Annotated in this window: 13 protein-coding genes and 1 pseudogene; 11 read left to right on the top strand and 3 right to left on the bottom strand. The window is 66.9% G+C overall.

Annotated elements, in window-relative coordinates:
- Positions 1 to 76: 76 nt before the first annotated feature.
- From QZM67_RS14290 to QZM67_RS14340, 11 genes and pseudogenes are all read left to right on the top strand, one after another.
- On the top strand, positions 77 to 1,345 hold the full coding sequence (locus QZM67_RS14290; protein WP_301804072.1) for an ABC transporter substrate-binding protein: 1,269 nt from the start codon (positions 77 to 79) through the stop codon (positions 1,343 to 1,345).
- A gap of 176 nt (positions 1,346 to 1,521) precedes the next feature.
- Complete coding sequence (locus QZM67_RS14295; protein WP_301804074.1) at positions 1,522 to 2,370, top strand: carbohydrate ABC transporter permease; 849 nt, start codon at positions 1,522 to 1,524, stop codon at positions 2,368 to 2,370.
- Between the two features lies 1 nt (position 2,371).
- The gene (locus QZM67_RS14300; protein ID WP_089453659.1) at positions 2,372 to 3,202 is read left to right on the top strand and encodes a carbohydrate ABC transporter permease; all 831 of its coding nucleotides are present in this window, start codon (positions 2,372 to 2,374) and stop codon (positions 3,200 to 3,202) included.
- A gap of 35 nt (positions 3,203 to 3,237) precedes the next feature.
- Positions 3,238 to 4,374: an ABC transporter ATP-binding protein gene (locus QZM67_RS14305; RefSeq protein WP_043178386.1), complete on the top strand. Its 1,137-nt coding sequence runs from the start codon at positions 3,238 to 3,240 to the stop codon at positions 4,372 to 4,374.
- A 91-nt stretch (positions 4,375 to 4,465) separates the two neighbouring features.
- The gene (locus tag QZM67_RS14310) at positions 4,466 to 5,275 is read left to right on the top strand and encodes a ThuA domain-containing protein (protein ID WP_301804082.1); all 810 of its coding nucleotides are present in this window, start codon (positions 4,466 to 4,468) and stop codon (positions 5,273 to 5,275) included.
- The gene (locus QZM67_RS14315; RefSeq protein ID WP_205822921.1) at positions 5,272 to 6,432 is read left to right on the top strand and encodes a Gfo/Idh/MocA family protein; all 1,161 of its coding nucleotides are present in this window, start codon (positions 5,272 to 5,274) and stop codon (positions 6,430 to 6,432) included. Before QZM67_RS14310 ends, QZM67_RS14315 begins: the two co-directional genes overlap by 4 nt.
- Positions 6,433 to 6,567: 135 nt before the next feature.
- On the top strand, positions 6,568 to 7,983 hold the full coding sequence (locus QZM67_RS14320) for a carbohydrate porin (protein WP_301804087.1): 1,416 nt from the start codon (positions 6,568 to 6,570) through the stop codon (positions 7,981 to 7,983).
- 5 nt (positions 7,984 to 7,988) lie between these two features.
- Positions 7,989 to 8,912, top strand: a complete 924-nt coding sequence (locus QZM67_RS14325) for an aldo/keto reductase family oxidoreductase (RefSeq protein ID WP_235996269.1) — start codon at positions 7,989 to 7,991, stop codon at positions 8,910 to 8,912.
- Between the two features lie 54 nt (positions 8,913 to 8,966).
- Positions 8,967 to 9,950 (top strand): annotated as a pseudogene (locus tag QZM67_RS14330) (glucokinase); the annotation flags it as partial.
- A 349-nt stretch (positions 9,951 to 10,299) separates the two neighbouring features.
- Complete coding sequence (locus QZM67_RS14335; protein ID WP_301804094.1) at positions 10,300 to 12,270, top strand: APC family permease; 1,971 nt, start codon at positions 10,300 to 10,302, stop codon at positions 12,268 to 12,270.
- A gap of 286 nt (positions 12,271 to 12,556) precedes the next feature.
- Entirely contained in the window at positions 12,557 to 12,877 is a 321-nt protein-coding gene (locus QZM67_RS14340) for a DUF1840 domain-containing protein (protein ID WP_059240809.1), read from the top strand.
- Positions 12,878 to 12,990: 113 nt separating this feature from the next.
- Here the strand turns inward: QZM67_RS14340 and QZM67_RS14345 are convergent, their stop codons facing one another.
- The 3 genes from QZM67_RS14345 to QZM67_RS14355 all read right to left on the bottom strand — a co-directional run bounded on the left by QZM67_RS14345 (position 12,991) and on the right by QZM67_RS14355 (position 13,732).
- Positions 12,991 to 13,149: a hypothetical protein gene (locus tag QZM67_RS14345; protein WP_301804096.1), complete on the bottom strand. Its 159-nt coding sequence runs from the start codon at positions 13,147 to 13,149 to the stop codon at positions 12,991 to 12,993.
- 45 nt (positions 13,150 to 13,194) lie between these two features.
- A complete protein-coding gene (locus QZM67_RS14350) occupies positions 13,195 to 13,470 on the bottom strand; it encodes a hypothetical protein (RefSeq protein ID WP_043178377.1) in 276 nt (91 codons plus the stop codon).
- Between the two features lie 76 nt (positions 13,471 to 13,546).
- Complete coding sequence (locus tag QZM67_RS14355; protein ID WP_043178375.1) at positions 13,547 to 13,732, bottom strand: hypothetical protein; 186 nt, start codon at positions 13,730 to 13,732, stop codon at positions 13,547 to 13,549.
- Positions 13,733 to 13,953: the final 221 nt, after the last annotated feature.

A 13,953-nucleotide genomic window follows, 5' to 3' on the forward strand; every position in this document is an offset into this window, starting at 1 on the left:
CCCACGGCACCCGGCGACGCGCTCGCGACACCGCGGCGCGCGATTCGAACGATTCGAAAAAAACTGGAGACACCGAATGACGAAGCTCAAGGCAGGTTTGCTGACGATGGCGCTCGCGATGACGGCTGCCACGGCCGGCGCGACGACGCTGCGGATCGCATGTGGCGCAGCCGGCGTCGACCAGGACATTTGCCAGGTCTCGGCGAAGCGCTGGGCCGAGAAGACCGGAAACGAGGTCGAATTCATCAGCATGCCAAACAACTCGAGCGAGACGCTGGCGCTCTATCAGCAACTGCTCGGTAGCGGTTCGGACAAGATCGACGTGATGCAGATCGATACGGTCTGGCCGGGCATCCTCGCGAACCACCTGATCGACCTGAAGCCGTACAGCAAAGGGTTCGAAAGCCAGTCGTTCCCGAGCATCGTCGCGAACGATACGGTGAACGGCAAGCTGGTCGCGATGCCGTGGTTCATCGATACGGGGTTGCTTTACTACCGCAAGGACCTGCTCGACAAGTATCGCGTGAAAGTACCCGCAACGTGGGATGAGCTCGACGCCACCGCGCGCAGGATCCAGTCGGGCGAGCGCAGCGCAGGCAACGAAAAGGTCTGGGGCTACGTGTGGCAGGGGCGCGCGTACGAAGGGCTGACCTGCGATGCGCTCGAATGGATCAGCAGCTACAACGGCGGCACGGTGGTCGACGACAAGGGGCGCGTGACGATCGACAACCCTGGCGCGGTCAAGGCGCTCGAGCAGTCGGCGAAATGGGTCGGCACGATCAGCCCGAAGGCCGTGCTGAACTACGGCGAAGAGGAGGCCCGCGGCGTGTTCCAGGCCGGCAATGCCGTGTTCATGCGCAATTGGCCCTACGCGTGGGCGATCGCGAATCGCACGGGCAGCCCGATCAAGGGCAAGGTCGGCATTGCGCCGCTGCCGAAGGGCGGCGCCGACGGCCGCCCGGCCGCCGCGCTGGGCGGATGGCAGCTCGCCGTGTCGTGTTACTCGCCGAACCCGAAACTGGCCGCCGATCTCGTGATGTACCTGTCGAGCGCGGAAGTGCAGAAGATGCGTGCGATCCAGGGGTCGTACAACCCGACGCTTCCGGCGCTCTATCGCGACAAGGACATCCTGCAGGCCAACCCGTTCATGGCCGACCTGCTGCCGACCTTCAGCACGGCGGTCGCGCGGCCGTCGACCGTGACGGGCGCGAAGTACAACCAGGTCAGCAACCAGTTCTGGAACGCCGCGCACGACGTGCTCGCCGGCAGCGACACCGCATCGGGCGCGCTCACGCGGCTCGCGGTCGCTCTTAAACGGCTCGCGCCGGGCGGAAACTGGCACTGAGCGCCGCGGCGCGCGCTTGATCGATCGGGCCGGCCTTTGTAGGGTGCCGGCCTGAAAGGAGACATCGAATGAGAACCGGAAGCATCGAAATTAATAGTAGTCCTTCATTTGCTGGTGTGCCCGCCCGGGTGCGGACCGGGCTTGCTCACGCGCGTCGACGCCAGGCGTGGCTGCTGGTGACGCCTGCGCTGCTCGCGCTGGCGGCCATCGCCGGCTGGCCGCTGCTGCGCACCGCGTGGTTCAGCCTGACCGACGCGCAGCTATCCGACTTGTCGCAGCGTCATTTCGTCGGCCTCGACAACTATCTCGGCGCAGCGGGCGTGCTGCGCGATCCGGCCTGGTGGCAGGCCGTCGGCAATACCGTTCTGTTCGCCGTCGTGTCGGTGGTGCTCGAGACGAGCACCGGGCTCGGCGTCGCGCTGCTGCTCGACGTGCCGTCGCGGCTGCGTACGCTGCTGCGTGCGGCAGTGCTCGTGCCGTGGGCGATCCCGACCGTCGTATCGGCGAAGATCTGGAGCTGGATGCTCAACGACCAGTTCGGGATCGTCAACGCGATGCTGATGTCGATCGGCGCTATCCATGAGCCGCTCGCGTTCACCGCCGATGCGCAGCTCGTATTCCCGACCATCGTGCTCGTCGACGTGTGGAAGACCACGCCGTTCATGGCGTTGCTGATGCTCGCCGCGCTGCAGACCGTGCCGCGCGATTGCTACGAGGCCGCGCGTGTCGACGGCGTGCCGCGCTGGCGCGTGTTTCGGTCGGTGACGCTGCCGCTCATCCTGCCCGGCGTGCTGGTCGCGATGATCTTCCGCTCGCTCGACGCGCTGCGCGTGTTCGACCTGATCTATGTGATGACGTCGAACAGCCGGGTCACCAAAAGCATGTCGGTCTATGTGCGCGAGCAGTTGATCGATTTCCAGCAGGTCGGGTTCGGGTCGGCGTCGGCGATGCTGTTGTTCGCCACGATCGTGCTGTTCACCATCGGCTACATGGCGCTCAGCCGCCGCCGGATGCAGGAGGCGTGACATGAAGAAGCATCCGCTCGACATGGCGATTCACGGGCTGCTGTCGGCACTCGTGCTGGTGATCGCGCTGTTCCCGTTCATCTACATGATCGGCACGTCGATCAAGCATGGTGACGCGTTGTTCGATACCTCCCTCTTCCCCGCGAGCCCGTCGCTCGACAACTATCGCCAGCTGTTTCGCGACCAGCCGTTCGGCGCGTACCTGCTGAACTCGGCGCTCGTCGCGGGCGGCGCTGTCGCGCTGTCGCTCGCGGTGTCGGTGCTCGCCGCGTATGCGCTCGGCCGCGTGTCGTTCCGCGGGCGCGGGGTGCTGATGATGTGCATTCTCGGCGTGTCGATGTTTCCGCAGGTCGCGATCCTGTCGGGCCTGTTCGAGCTGGTCCGCGCGCTCGGCCTGTACGACCACCTCGGCGCACTGGTGCTGTCCGATCTGATCTTCACGCTGCCGTTCACGATCTGGATTCTCGTCACGTTCATGCGCGAGTTGCCGCGCGAGCTGGAGGAAGCGGCACTCGTCGACGGCGTTGGCGTGTTCACGCTGATCTTCCGGATCTTCCTGCCGCTGCTGCGGCCGGCGCTGGCCGCGACGTCGCTGCTCGCGTTCGTGTCGGCATGGAACGAGTTCCTGTTCGCGCTGACTTTCACGATCTCGTCGGAGCAGCGCACGGTACCCGTCGCGATCACGATGATCTCGGGCGCGAGCAGCTATGAATTGCCATGGGGAACCATCATGGCGGCGTCGGTCATCGTCACGGTGCCGCTCGTGCTGCTGGTGCTGGTGTTTCAGCGACACATCGTCTCCGGCCTGACCGCCGGCGCGGTCAAGGGTTGACGCGTCTCGACCCGATCAGGATCAAGAGGGAAAACATGAGTCAGATCAAGTTGAACGGCCTCCACAAGCAGTTCGGCACGGCCCCCATTCTCAGCGACGTGAATCTCACGGTCGAGCCGGGCGAGTTCTGCGTATTCATCGGCCCGTCGGGCTGCGGCAAGTCGACACTGCTGCGGATCGTCGCCGGCCTCGAGGAGCAAAGCGCGGGCGACGTGTGGATCGACGGCCGATGTGTCAACACGTTTGCGCCTGCGCAGCGCGACATCGCGATGGTGTTCCAGAGCTATGCGCTCTATCCGCACATGTCCGTCTACGAAAACATGGCGTTCGGCCTACGTCATCTCCGCTTGCCGAAGGACGAGATTGACCGGAGGGTGCGGCTCGCGTCCGAGTCGCTGCGCCTCGGCGAGCTGCTCGAACGCAAACCCGGCGCACTGTCCGGCGGCCAGCGGCAGCGCGTCGCGATCGGTCGCGCGATCGTCCGAAAGCCGAAAGTGTTCCTGTTCGACGAACCGCTGTCGAACCTCGATGCGGCGCTGCGCGTGAAGACGCGCGTCGAGATTGCGAAGCTGCACCGCAGCCTTGACAGCACCAGCATGATCTACGTGACACACGACCAGGTCGAGGCGATGACGCTCGCCGACAAGATCGTGCTGCTGCGGCCGCTCGAAGGACGCAGCGGGATCCCGAGCATCGCCCAGATCGGCACGCCGCTCGATCTGTATCACCGTCCGGCGAGCCAGTTCGTCGCCGGCTTCATCGGCTCGCCCGCGATGAACTTCCTGCCGGCAAGCGTTGCGGCGGCAAGCCGTACCGAGGTTCGCGCGCTGGCACGCAACTACCCGCTCGACGCCAGCGTGTCCGGCGACAGCCTCGAGGCGGGCACCGGCGTGACGCTCGGCATCCGCCCCGAGCACGTACGGGTTGGCACCGGTGCGGTGACGGGGCAGGTCGCGCACGTCGAGCAGATGGGCGAACACACCTACTTGTATCTCGACACACCGCTGTGCGGCCAGCCGATCGTGGCGAAGACCGATGCCGGCGGCGCGCGGATAGGTGACCGCCTGCGCGTCGACCTGCCGGCCGGCGCGTTGCATCTGTTTCATCCGGACGGACGCGCGGCGGCACGGACGCCGCGCGAGCCTGCCGCGCCGGCGCTCGCGATCGCCTGAGCGGCACGCGGCGAATCCAGCCACAGGTTTCAGGCGGCCACGGCGCATGGCCGCTGTCGAATTGGCGCCAACTCATCGATAAAGGATAGTCATGCTAAACAATAAGCTTTCAGTGATCGTGTGGAACGAGTTCGAGCACGAACGGGAAAACGCGGGCGTCCGCGCGATCTACCCCGATGGCCTGCACCAGGTGATCGCCATGGCCCTCGCCGAGACGCCGGCGCTCGGACACGGCGCGTTGCCGCTCGAGATCGGCACCGCGACGCTTGACCAGCCCGAGCACGGACTCAGCGAAGCGCGTCTCGCCGCGTGCGATGTGTTGATCTGGTGGGGGCACAAGGCGCACGCGAAGGTCTCCGACGAGATCGTCGAACGCGTGCAGCGACGCGTGCTCGAAGGGATGGGCCTGATCGTGCTGCATTCAGGGCACTTCTCGAAGATCTTCCGCCGCCTGCTCGGCACGAACTGTTCGCTGAAGTGGCGCGAAGCGGCCGAGAAGGAGCGGCTGTGGGTCGTCGAACCATCGCATCCGATCGCGGCCGGCCTCGGCGAGTATTTCGAACTGCAGCACGAAGAGATGTACGGCGAGCGCTTTGACATCCCGCAACCGGACAGCACCGTGTTCATCTCGTGGTTCGAGGGCGGCGAGGTGTTCCGTTCGGGTTGCTGCTGGGAGCGCGGCCACGGCCGGATCTTCTATTTCCGCCCCGGGCATGAAGCGTATCCGACCTATCACGACCGCAACGTGCAGCGCGTGATCGCGAACGCGGTGCAGTGGGCCGCGCCGCGCGTGAACCTCACCGACCGCTGCCCGAACTCGCCGCCGCTCGAAACGCTCAGCGAGAAGAGCAAGCAGTTTGCGCACGTCGGCATCCAGCAAAGCGCAGGAGACCTCGCATGAACGACGATTACAAGGTTGAGCTGCCGGAAGCGGCGGCGATCGCACGCGGCCGTCGCCTGCGCGTCGGCGTGATCGGGCTCGGGATCGGCCGCAAGCATATCGAAGGCTGGCGCGAGCATCCCGACGTCGACGTGGTCGCGATTGCCGATCCCGACGAGAAGCGGCTCGCAAAGGTCGGCGACACGTTCGGCATCGACGCACGCTACGCGTCGGCCGACGCGATGCTTGCAGCAGAGAAGCTCGACATCGTCAGCGTGTGCACGCCGAACAAATTCCATCGCGAGCTGACGCTCGCCGCGTTCGACGCCGGCTGCCACGTGCTGTGCGAGAAGCCGATGGCGCTGAACGCGGACGAGGGGCGCGAGATGCTGATCGCCGCGCAGCGTGCCGGCAAGCGGCTGATGATCAATTTCTCGTACCGCTTCAGCGCGCAGTCGCGCGCGCTGAAGGCGCAGGTCGAAAGCGGCCTGTTCGGCGATTTCTATTTCGGGCGCACGGTCTGGCATCGCCGGCGCGGGATGCCCGGCTTCGGTGGCTGGTTCGGCACGAAGGCGCTGGCGGGCGGCGGGCCGCTGATCGATCTCGGCGTGCATCGCCTCGATCTCGCGCTGTGGCTGATGGGCTATCCGAAGCCCGTGTGGGTGATGGGCAGCACCTACGATCCGATCGCACGCGAACTGGCCGCACGCGCGGGCAAGACGTTCGACGTCGAGGATCTCGCGGCCGCGCTGATCCGTTTCGACAACGGCGCGACGCTCGCGCTCGAGGCGTCATGGGCAACCAACATCCAGGAAGCGGAGCTGATGGAAACCCGCCTCCTCGGCACGCGTGCCGGGTTGCTGCAGAAGAACCTGAATGAGGGCTACACGTTCGATGCGCACGTGTTCATCGAGCAGAACGGCGCGCAATTCGACATGCGCCTGAATCCGCCCGCGGAAGGCGCGCATTCGGCGATGTACGACTACGCGGAAGCGATTCTGTGCGACGTTCCGCATCCCGCACCCGGCGAGGAAGGGCTGATCGTGATGGAAATTCTCGACGCGATCTATGCGAGCGCAGCCGCGGGCGAGCCGATCCGCATTCACGCACCGGGACCGGCGGCCGCCGACGTGCCGCCGGTGCTCGATCTCGACTCGCCGGCTGAAGTCGCGGGCTGAGTTCGTGCGGGGCCGGCGCGCGGATCGTCCAGCGCGCCGGCTGGCCGGCAGCATCGCGGACGACGCAGCACACACACCTATTCGATGACGCCGCGCATCGCACGCGGCGCACTGACAACGTTTGGAGACACGTTCATGATCGACGAAGCAGGCTGCGCCGTGCGCGGCCCCGCACGCACCCCGTTCAGGCTCACGCGGCTTGCTGCCGCGTTCTCGCTGGCCGTTGCGTCGGCCGCGCTGCATGCGGCGCCGGACCAGACGACGGTCGCTGCGGAGAGCGCGCCGGGCGGCCTCTCGCAGGCCACCGGCGTCGTGCCGGCCGACACGAGTGCCGTCAACGTGGCGACGCCGACGCCGTCGTCGGCCTGGAACCAGCTGACGCCGTGGACGCAGTTCCATGGCTATCTGCGGGCCGGCGTCGGCGCGAGCGACGGCCATTCGCAGGCCTGCTTCCAGTTGCCGGGCGCACCGAGCAAATACCGGCTCGGCAACGAATGCCAGATATACAGCGAACTGGAGATCGACCAGACGCTGTACAAGTTTTCGAACGGCATGCAGCTGTCGGCAGTCGGCATGGCGAGCCTCGTCAACGATCTCGACCGCACGCCGACCTTCGACGGCAATCACGGAAGGATTCGCCTGCCGCAGTCGTACGTGCAGCTCACGAACTTTCCGGGGCTCGACGACATGCGCATCTGGTTCGGGCGCATCTATTACCGGCGCAACGACGTTCACGTGAACGACTTCTACTACTGGAACCCGAGCGGCCTCGGCGCGGGCGTCGAGAACGTGCCGATCGGCGGCGGCCTGAAGCTCAGCTACGCGCTGTTCCGCGAGGACTACATCGATCAGCCCAACTACGCGACACGCCACGACCTGCAACTGTCGGGCGTGCACCCGAACCCCGGCGGCGAACTGCAGTTCGGGCTGTCCTACATCCCGGCCCGCGCGCCGGTGCTGAATGCGGGCGGCATGCTGCAGGACGCGCACAGCGGCTGGTCGTTCACGGTCCAGCACGTGCAGACCAACCTGCTCGGCGGCAAGAACAAGCTCGCGTTCCAGTACGGCGTCGGTCCGGGCACGGGCCTCGGCTACACGGGAACGCTGACCAACGACAACCGCTACAAGAGCCTGCGCGTCCTCGACGCGTTCGACTGGCAGGCGACGCGAGACTTCGGCGGACAGGTGGTCGGCATCTACCAGCGCGACATCGCGCCGTCGGGCGGGTCGCAGACCTGGGTTTCGGTGGGCGTGCGGCCGGTGTATGCGTTCACGCAGCACATCAAGCTGCAGGGCGACCTCGGGCACGATCGCGTGACGCCGTCCGGCGGCCCGACGCGCACGCTGCTGAAGGCGAGCGTCGCGCTGACGCTCGCGATGGACCGCTCGTTCTGGTCGCGGCCCGAATTCCGCGTGTTCTACACGTATGCGCGCTGGAACCAGGCCGCGCAGGATGCGGCGGCGCCCGGGGATCCACTGTCGACGACGGGTATCTTCGGCACGTCGCGTACGGGTTCGACGGTCGGTGCGCAGGTCGAATGGTGGTGGTGAGCGCGATGACGGAACGTTGTACGACGATATCGATGGGTGCCGATGCCGCGCCGTTCTCGCGCATCGTGTTCGGGATGTGGCGGATCGGCGACTGGGCGTTGTCGGTCTGCGAGCGTCGCGCGCTGATCGAGGCAGCGCTGGAACTCGGCGTGACGAGTTTCGACCATGCGGACATCTATGGCGACTATACGGCCGAGGGCCTGTTCGGCGACGTGCTGGCCGATGCGCCGCACCTGCGCGAACGGATGCGGATCATCACGAAGTGCGGGATCCGGCTCGTGTCCGCGCGCCGGCCCACGCACGGGATCAAGCACTACGACACGCGGGCCGCGCATGTCGTCGCGTCGGTCGAGCAGTCGCTGCGCGCGCTGCGCACCGACCGGCTCGACTTGCTGCTGCTGCATCGTCCCGATCCGCTGATGGATGCCGACGAAGTCGCGACGACCTTTGCCGCGCTCCGGCGTGACGGAAAGGTGAGGGAATTCGGGATATCGAACTTTACGGCGGCACAGGCAGCGTTGCTGCAGGACCGGATGGCGGCGCACGGGATGTCGCTCGCGACGAACCAGGTCGAATGTTCGCTGCTGCATCTCGCGCCGCTCGACGACGGCACGTTCGATCAGGCGCAGCGCTGGCGCTGTCCGCCGATGCTGTGGTCGCCGCTCGCGGGCGGACGCCTGTTGACCGATGCATCGCCCGTCGCGACGCGCGTGCGCGCGACCGCGGCGCGGATCGGCGACGCGCTTGGCGTGTCCGCGACGACGGTGCTGTTCGCGTGGCTGCTCGCGCTGCCATGCCGGCCGTTACCGATCGTCGGGTCGGGCCGGATCGCGGCGCTGCGCGAAGCGGTGGAGGCAACCCGCATCCCGCTCGGGCGCGAGCAGTGGTTCGAGCTGCTAAGCGCGGCGCGCGGCGTAGAGGTGCCATGACCGTTGCGATCGACACACGATGACAACTCGGGAGATACGATGAGCGAAGCGATCATGAATGGCCATCCGGTTGCGCCGGGCGGCGTGCGCGCCGACGAACCCCGCTTGCTGGCGGACATCGGCGGCACGCACGCGCGCTTCGCGCTGGAGACCGCGCTCGGCGGGATCGGCGACGTGCGCGTCTATCGATGCCGCGCCCATGCCGGTGTGGACGACGCGGTGCGCGCGTTCCTGCGCGACGCGGGTGGCGTGCGGGTGCGCGACGCGGCGATCGCGATCGCCAATCCCGTGGACGGCGACATGGTCAGCATGACCAATCATGACTGGCGTTTCTCGATCGACGCGACGCGCCGCGCGCTCGGATTCGACACGCTGCGCGTCTTCAACGACTTCGCGGCGCTGGCGATGGCCGTGCCGCATCTGTCCGCGGGACAACGGCGGCAGGTCGGCGGCGGGCACGCGGCGCCCGCGGGTACGATCGGCGTGCTCGGCGCCGGAACGGGGCTGGGCGTCTCGGCACTCGTGCGCGCGGGCGACGCATGGGTGCCGTTGTCCGGCGAGGGCGGGCATGTGTCGTTTGCGCCTGCCGACGCACGCGAGGCCGACGTGCTGCACTACGCGCGGGCGCGCTGGCCGCACGTATCGTTCGAGCGGCTGGTCGCCGGGCCTGGCATTGCGGTGATTCACGCGGCGCTCGCGGCGCGCGACGGCTACGACGTGCCCGGGGCCCACGCGACCGATACGGCGGCCATCATCGATCGTGCGCTCGACGGCGACGCACGCAGCGTGGCGACGCTCGAGTGCTTCTGCGGCATGCTCGGTACGTTCGCGGGCAATCTGGCTCTGACCCTTGGCGCGACCGGCGGCATTCATATCGGTGGAGGCGTCGTGCCGCGCCTCGGTGCATGGTTCGATGCGTCGCCGTTTCGTGACCGCTTCGAGGCGAAGGGGCGCTTTGCCGGTTATCTCGCGAAGATTCCGACCTTCGTGATCACCGCACCGCATCCGGCCTTCGTCGGCGTGTCGCGCCTGCTCGCCCGCGCGTTGGGCGAGGCCGGCTGACGCGTTGCACGGGCCGCCGAGCTTTGCGCGAAGGTTGCCTTCCCGACGCCCATCGATCGGATGGACGCTCGCGTGGCCACGCATGCTCGTCCTGTTGCACGTCGATCGACCGTGCCACCGCCGCGGGCAACACGCGCGTGCCGTGGCCGCACCGTCATGTCCGGCCTGTGTGGCTGTCACTCGACTGTCTGAAACGTGTCGGTGTGCTGAAAGCAATCCCGCCGTGCGCGACGCCGGCTTATGGAATACGCCGACTGGAACTTGTCCCGGAACTCATTTACTTTTAGAACAGTGTCGCCTATGCGTCGGGCGTTCCGGAGGAGTCGTGACCGCATTTCAGAAAGTGTGGCAGTTGCTCGTCGGAAAGCCGCTCGACCCGCTCGATCCGCGCACGCGGCATGCGATCGCCGTGACGCCGCTGCTCGCCTGGGTCGGGCTCGGCGCCGACGGCCTGTCGTCGTCGTGCTACGGCCCGGAAGAAGCGTTCCTCGCGCTGGCGCACCACACGCCGCTCGCGCTGTTCCTCGCGCTCGCGACGGCGGCGACCGTGTTCATCATCGCGCTCGGCTACAACCAGGTGATCGAGCTGTTCCCGACGGGCGGCGGCGGCTACCGCGTCGCGACTTCGTTGCTCGGGTCGAAGCCGGGGCTCGTGTCGGGCGCGGCGCTGCTGGTCGACTACGTGCTGACCGTGGCGACCTCGCTCGCAAGCGGTGTCGACGCGTTCTTCAGCCTGCTGCCGGTGAGCGCGCAGGCGTTCAAGCTCACGACCGAGATCGTGCTGATCCTGATGATGACGGGGCTCAATTTCCGCGGGATGCGCGAATCGATCATGGTGCTGCTGCCGATCTTCATCGGCTTCGTGATCCTGCACTTCGCGCTGATCGTGTATGGCGTCGCCGTGCACGGCAGCAACCTCGCGATGATCGTGCCCGATGCGGTGCATGAGGCGCACGGCATGTCGCAGTCGCTCGGCGTATTCGTAATGCTCGCATTGCTGATGCGCGCGTTCTCGCTCGGCGGCGGTACCTATACGGGCCTAGAGGCCGTGTCGAATAACGTGAACATGCTCGCCGATCCGCGCGTGCCGAACGGCAAGGTGACGATGTGGTACATGTCGACGTCGCTCGCGTTCACGGCCGGCGGCATCATCCTGCTGTACATGCTGTGGCATGCGCGGCCCGTCGAAGGCGAGACGCTGAACGCGGTCGTGTTCGGCAGCGTGATCGACCATCTCGGGATCGGTTCGGCGTTCGCGCGCCACGCGTTGCTCGCGGCCGTGCTCGCGTTCGAGGCCGGGCTGCTGCTGGTCGGCGCGCAGACGGGCTTCCTCGACGGCCCGGCCGTGCTGTCGAACATGGCGTCGGATTCGTGGGTGCCGCGCCATTTTCGCGACCTGTCGGGGCGCCTCGTGCGGCAGAACGGCATCATCGTCGTCGGGCTGTCGAGCCTGCTGATCCTGTTGTGGACGCACGGCAACGTCGACGTGCTCGTCGTGCTGTACAGCATCAACGTGTTCCTCACGTTCAGCATGTCGCTGCTCGGGCTGTGCACTTACTGGTGGCATCATCGCAGCCAGCAGGGCTGGTTCAAGCATTTCTTCCTGTCGGCGCTCGGGTTGAGCGTGACGGCGACCGTGCTCGTCATCACGCTGATCGAGAAGTTCACGGCGGGCGGCTGGCTCACGGTGCTCGTGACGAGCGCGGTGATCGCGCTGTGCTTCATGATCAACCGCCACTACGCCTATACGCGCGTGCAGCTCGCCAAGGAGGACGAACTGTTCTCGGGCAAGGCGCCCGAAATTGACGAGGCCACCGCGCCGGGCAAGCCCGATCCTTCGCAGCCGACCGCCGTGCTGCTGGTCGGCAAGCATCGCGGCGCGAGCATGCACGCGCTGCTGTGGGTCAACCGGCTGTTTCCCGGGCACTTCCGCAACGTGATCTTCCTCGCGGTCGGCGAAGTGGACGCGAAGGCGTACGACGGTCACGAGCATCTCGAGCGGCTGCGCCACGCGATCACCGAATCGCTCGACTACTATGTCGCGCACTGCCGCCGCAACGGCATCGCGGCCGACTACCGGATCGCGTTCGGTACGAACCCTGTCGTCGAATTCATGAACCTCGCGTCGTCGACGCTCGACGAGTATCCGAACTCGGTGTGCTTCGCGAGCAAACTGATCTTCCGGCGCGTGAATTTCCTCACGGCCTGGCTGCACAACCAGACGCCCGTCGAGCTGCAGGCGCGCCTGCATGTCGAAGGCAAGCAGATGGTGTTGTTGCCGATGAACGTCGGGTAGCGGCGCACGTCGCGCGCGGTCATCGCATCGCCGCGCGATGATGTGCGAGTCAGGGCCCGTACGCTTGAATACATCACAATGTGATATAAAATCAAATCAGGCCTACGTCCATCCGGCCTCCACGCCACCAACGAACCCGGCCGCGCGACGCGCGCATCGTGCCGGGCGAACGTCCGGTTCAGAAGAACGGGCGGCGCTCACGCGCAGCGGGATGGCCACGGGGCCTCGCCGCGACCGGCGGCACGATGCGCCGTACGGTTCGCGGCGACGACATGGGGAAATGACGATGCTGATCACGTTTCGCTCCTCCGCCGCACCCGACATCGTGATGTTGCGCGATCTGGCGCAGTATCTGCTCGGGCTGGTCGGCAAGGGGCTCGACGTCCGCGGCGTGATTTCCACCGACGAGCTGCCGGGTGCGATCGCGCGGCTCGAACAGGCCATCAGGGACGATGCGGCGCGCGAGCGCGCCCACGAGCATTCGACGCAGGCGCTGCGCGACGACGTGTCGCCGCATGCGGGCGGGCTCGCGCAGCGCGCGTGGCCGTTGCTGGACATGATGCGTGCGGCCCGCGAACAGGGCCGGCACGTGATGTGGGGCGTGTAGGCGCCATCGCGCGTGCCGCCCGCGGTACCGGACCTCCGCTGGAAGGCCGGCGGCAAGCGCGTCGTTCGACGCGCGGCCGCCGGCCGATTTTTTTGTGCGGCGCGCCAACGCGACTACGGATGATGATGCGTATGCGAGCGTGACGAGCGTCGCGCGGACCGGTGCAGCAGCCTGTCGCGCGTGCGGTCGCGGCCGCGCCCGGCCGTGAAGAACAGCACCGCGAACACGAGGAGCGCGAGCAGCAAGAGCGCCTGGACGAGACCGTTTTCCATGTCGCCTCCAGCATGACGAGGGACCAAGGGCGCCGCGACCGGCCGTCAGCCGGCAGGCATGAACGGGCCGGCGAGCATCGTGTCGATGAAGCGCTTGGCCAGCGCGATCGAGATCCTGACCGCATCCGCGTCGTTGCGGAATACGTGATGCTTCGGGTCGAGCAGGTGCGCCTCGTGGCATCCGCGGGCGTCGTGCCAGACCACGACGGCGAGCGGCTCGTACAGCGCGCCGAGTTCGAGCCCTTCGCCGGCTACCGGGTCGACGAGCGCGATCGCGCGAATCCCGCACTGACGATAGGTCAGGCAGAGCGGCGAAGCCATGACGGCCTCCGTGGCAGACGCCGGTCGTTCCGACCCCGCGCGGCGCGTGATCGGACGAATGGGCGCCGCGCCGTATTCACGTCAGCATCGGTATCGCTTCGATCAGCGCGATGCCGAGCAACGCACCGATCGCGGCACCGACCAGTCTCGGATGCCACCGTAGATGTAGCGCCGTCAGCAGTGCGCCAAACAGGACCAGGCCCAGCAGCGTGAACGCGATCACGAGGTAACCCATCTCGAAGTCGCTATTGATGATTGGCATGATGCCTCCTTCCCCATGTCGGCGTGTCGTGTCCGGCAGCGTGTCATTCCGTCGACGTCGCACGCATGGAGGATCTGACTGAATTATATGTCGCACCGTGATACAAAAAAGCCCTCTCGTCCGGGACAGCGCGCACGGGGGCGGCATACCGGCGTGGCGAAGCGGGTGATGCACGCGCGGCCGGCTCGCCGCCGCGCGGCTTGACGCTCGCCGGCACGTCA

The organism is Burkholderia sp. AU45251, from assembly GCF_030482905.1.
Classification (GTDB): domain Bacteria; phylum Pseudomonadota; class Gammaproteobacteria; order Burkholderiales; family Burkholderiaceae; genus Burkholderia; species Burkholderia aenigmatica.

What these genes read in the sequence shown, in the direction of transcription:
- QZM67_RS14290 (WP_301804072.1), top strand. Translation starts at nt 77, where the DNA reads ATGACGAAGCTCAAGGCAGGTTTGCTGACGATGGCGCTCGCGATGACG.
- QZM67_RS14300 (WP_089453659.1), top strand. Translation starts at nt 2,372, where the DNA reads ATGAAGAAGCATCCGCTCGACATGGCGATTCACGGGCTGCTGTCGGCA.
- QZM67_RS14305 (WP_043178386.1), top strand. Translation starts at nt 3,238, where the DNA reads ATGAGTCAGATCAAGTTGAACGGCCTCCACAAGCAGTTCGGCACGGCC.
- QZM67_RS14310 (WP_301804082.1), top strand. Translation starts at nt 4,466, where the DNA reads ATGCTAAACAATAAGCTTTCAGTGATCGTGTGGAACGAGTTCGAGCAC.
- QZM67_RS14315 (WP_205822921.1), top strand. Translation starts at nt 5,272, where the DNA reads ATGAACGACGATTACAAGGTTGAGCTGCCGGAAGCGGCGGCGATCGCA.
- QZM67_RS14320 (WP_301804087.1), top strand. Translation starts at nt 6,568, where the DNA reads ATGATCGACGAAGCAGGCTGCGCCGTGCGCGGCCCCGCACGCACCCCG.
- QZM67_RS14325 (WP_235996269.1), top strand. Translation starts at nt 7,989, where the DNA reads ATGACGGAACGTTGTACGACGATATCGATGGGTGCCGATGCCGCGCCG.
- QZM67_RS14340 (WP_059240809.1), top strand. Translation starts at nt 12,557, where the DNA reads ATGCTGATCACGTTTCGCTCCTCCGCCGCACCCGACATCGTGATGTTG.
- QZM67_RS14345 (WP_301804096.1), bottom strand. Translation starts at nt 13,149, where the DNA reads ATGGAAAACGGTCTCGTCCAGGCGCTCTTGCTGCTCGCGCTCCTCGTG.
- QZM67_RS14350 (WP_043178377.1), bottom strand. Translation starts at nt 13,470, where the DNA reads ATGGCTTCGCCGCTCTGCCTGACCTATCGTCAGTGCGGGATTCGCGCG.
- QZM67_RS14355 (WP_043178375.1), bottom strand. Translation starts at nt 13,732, where the DNA reads ATGCCAATCATCAATAGCGACTTCGAGATGGGTTACCTCGTGATCGCG.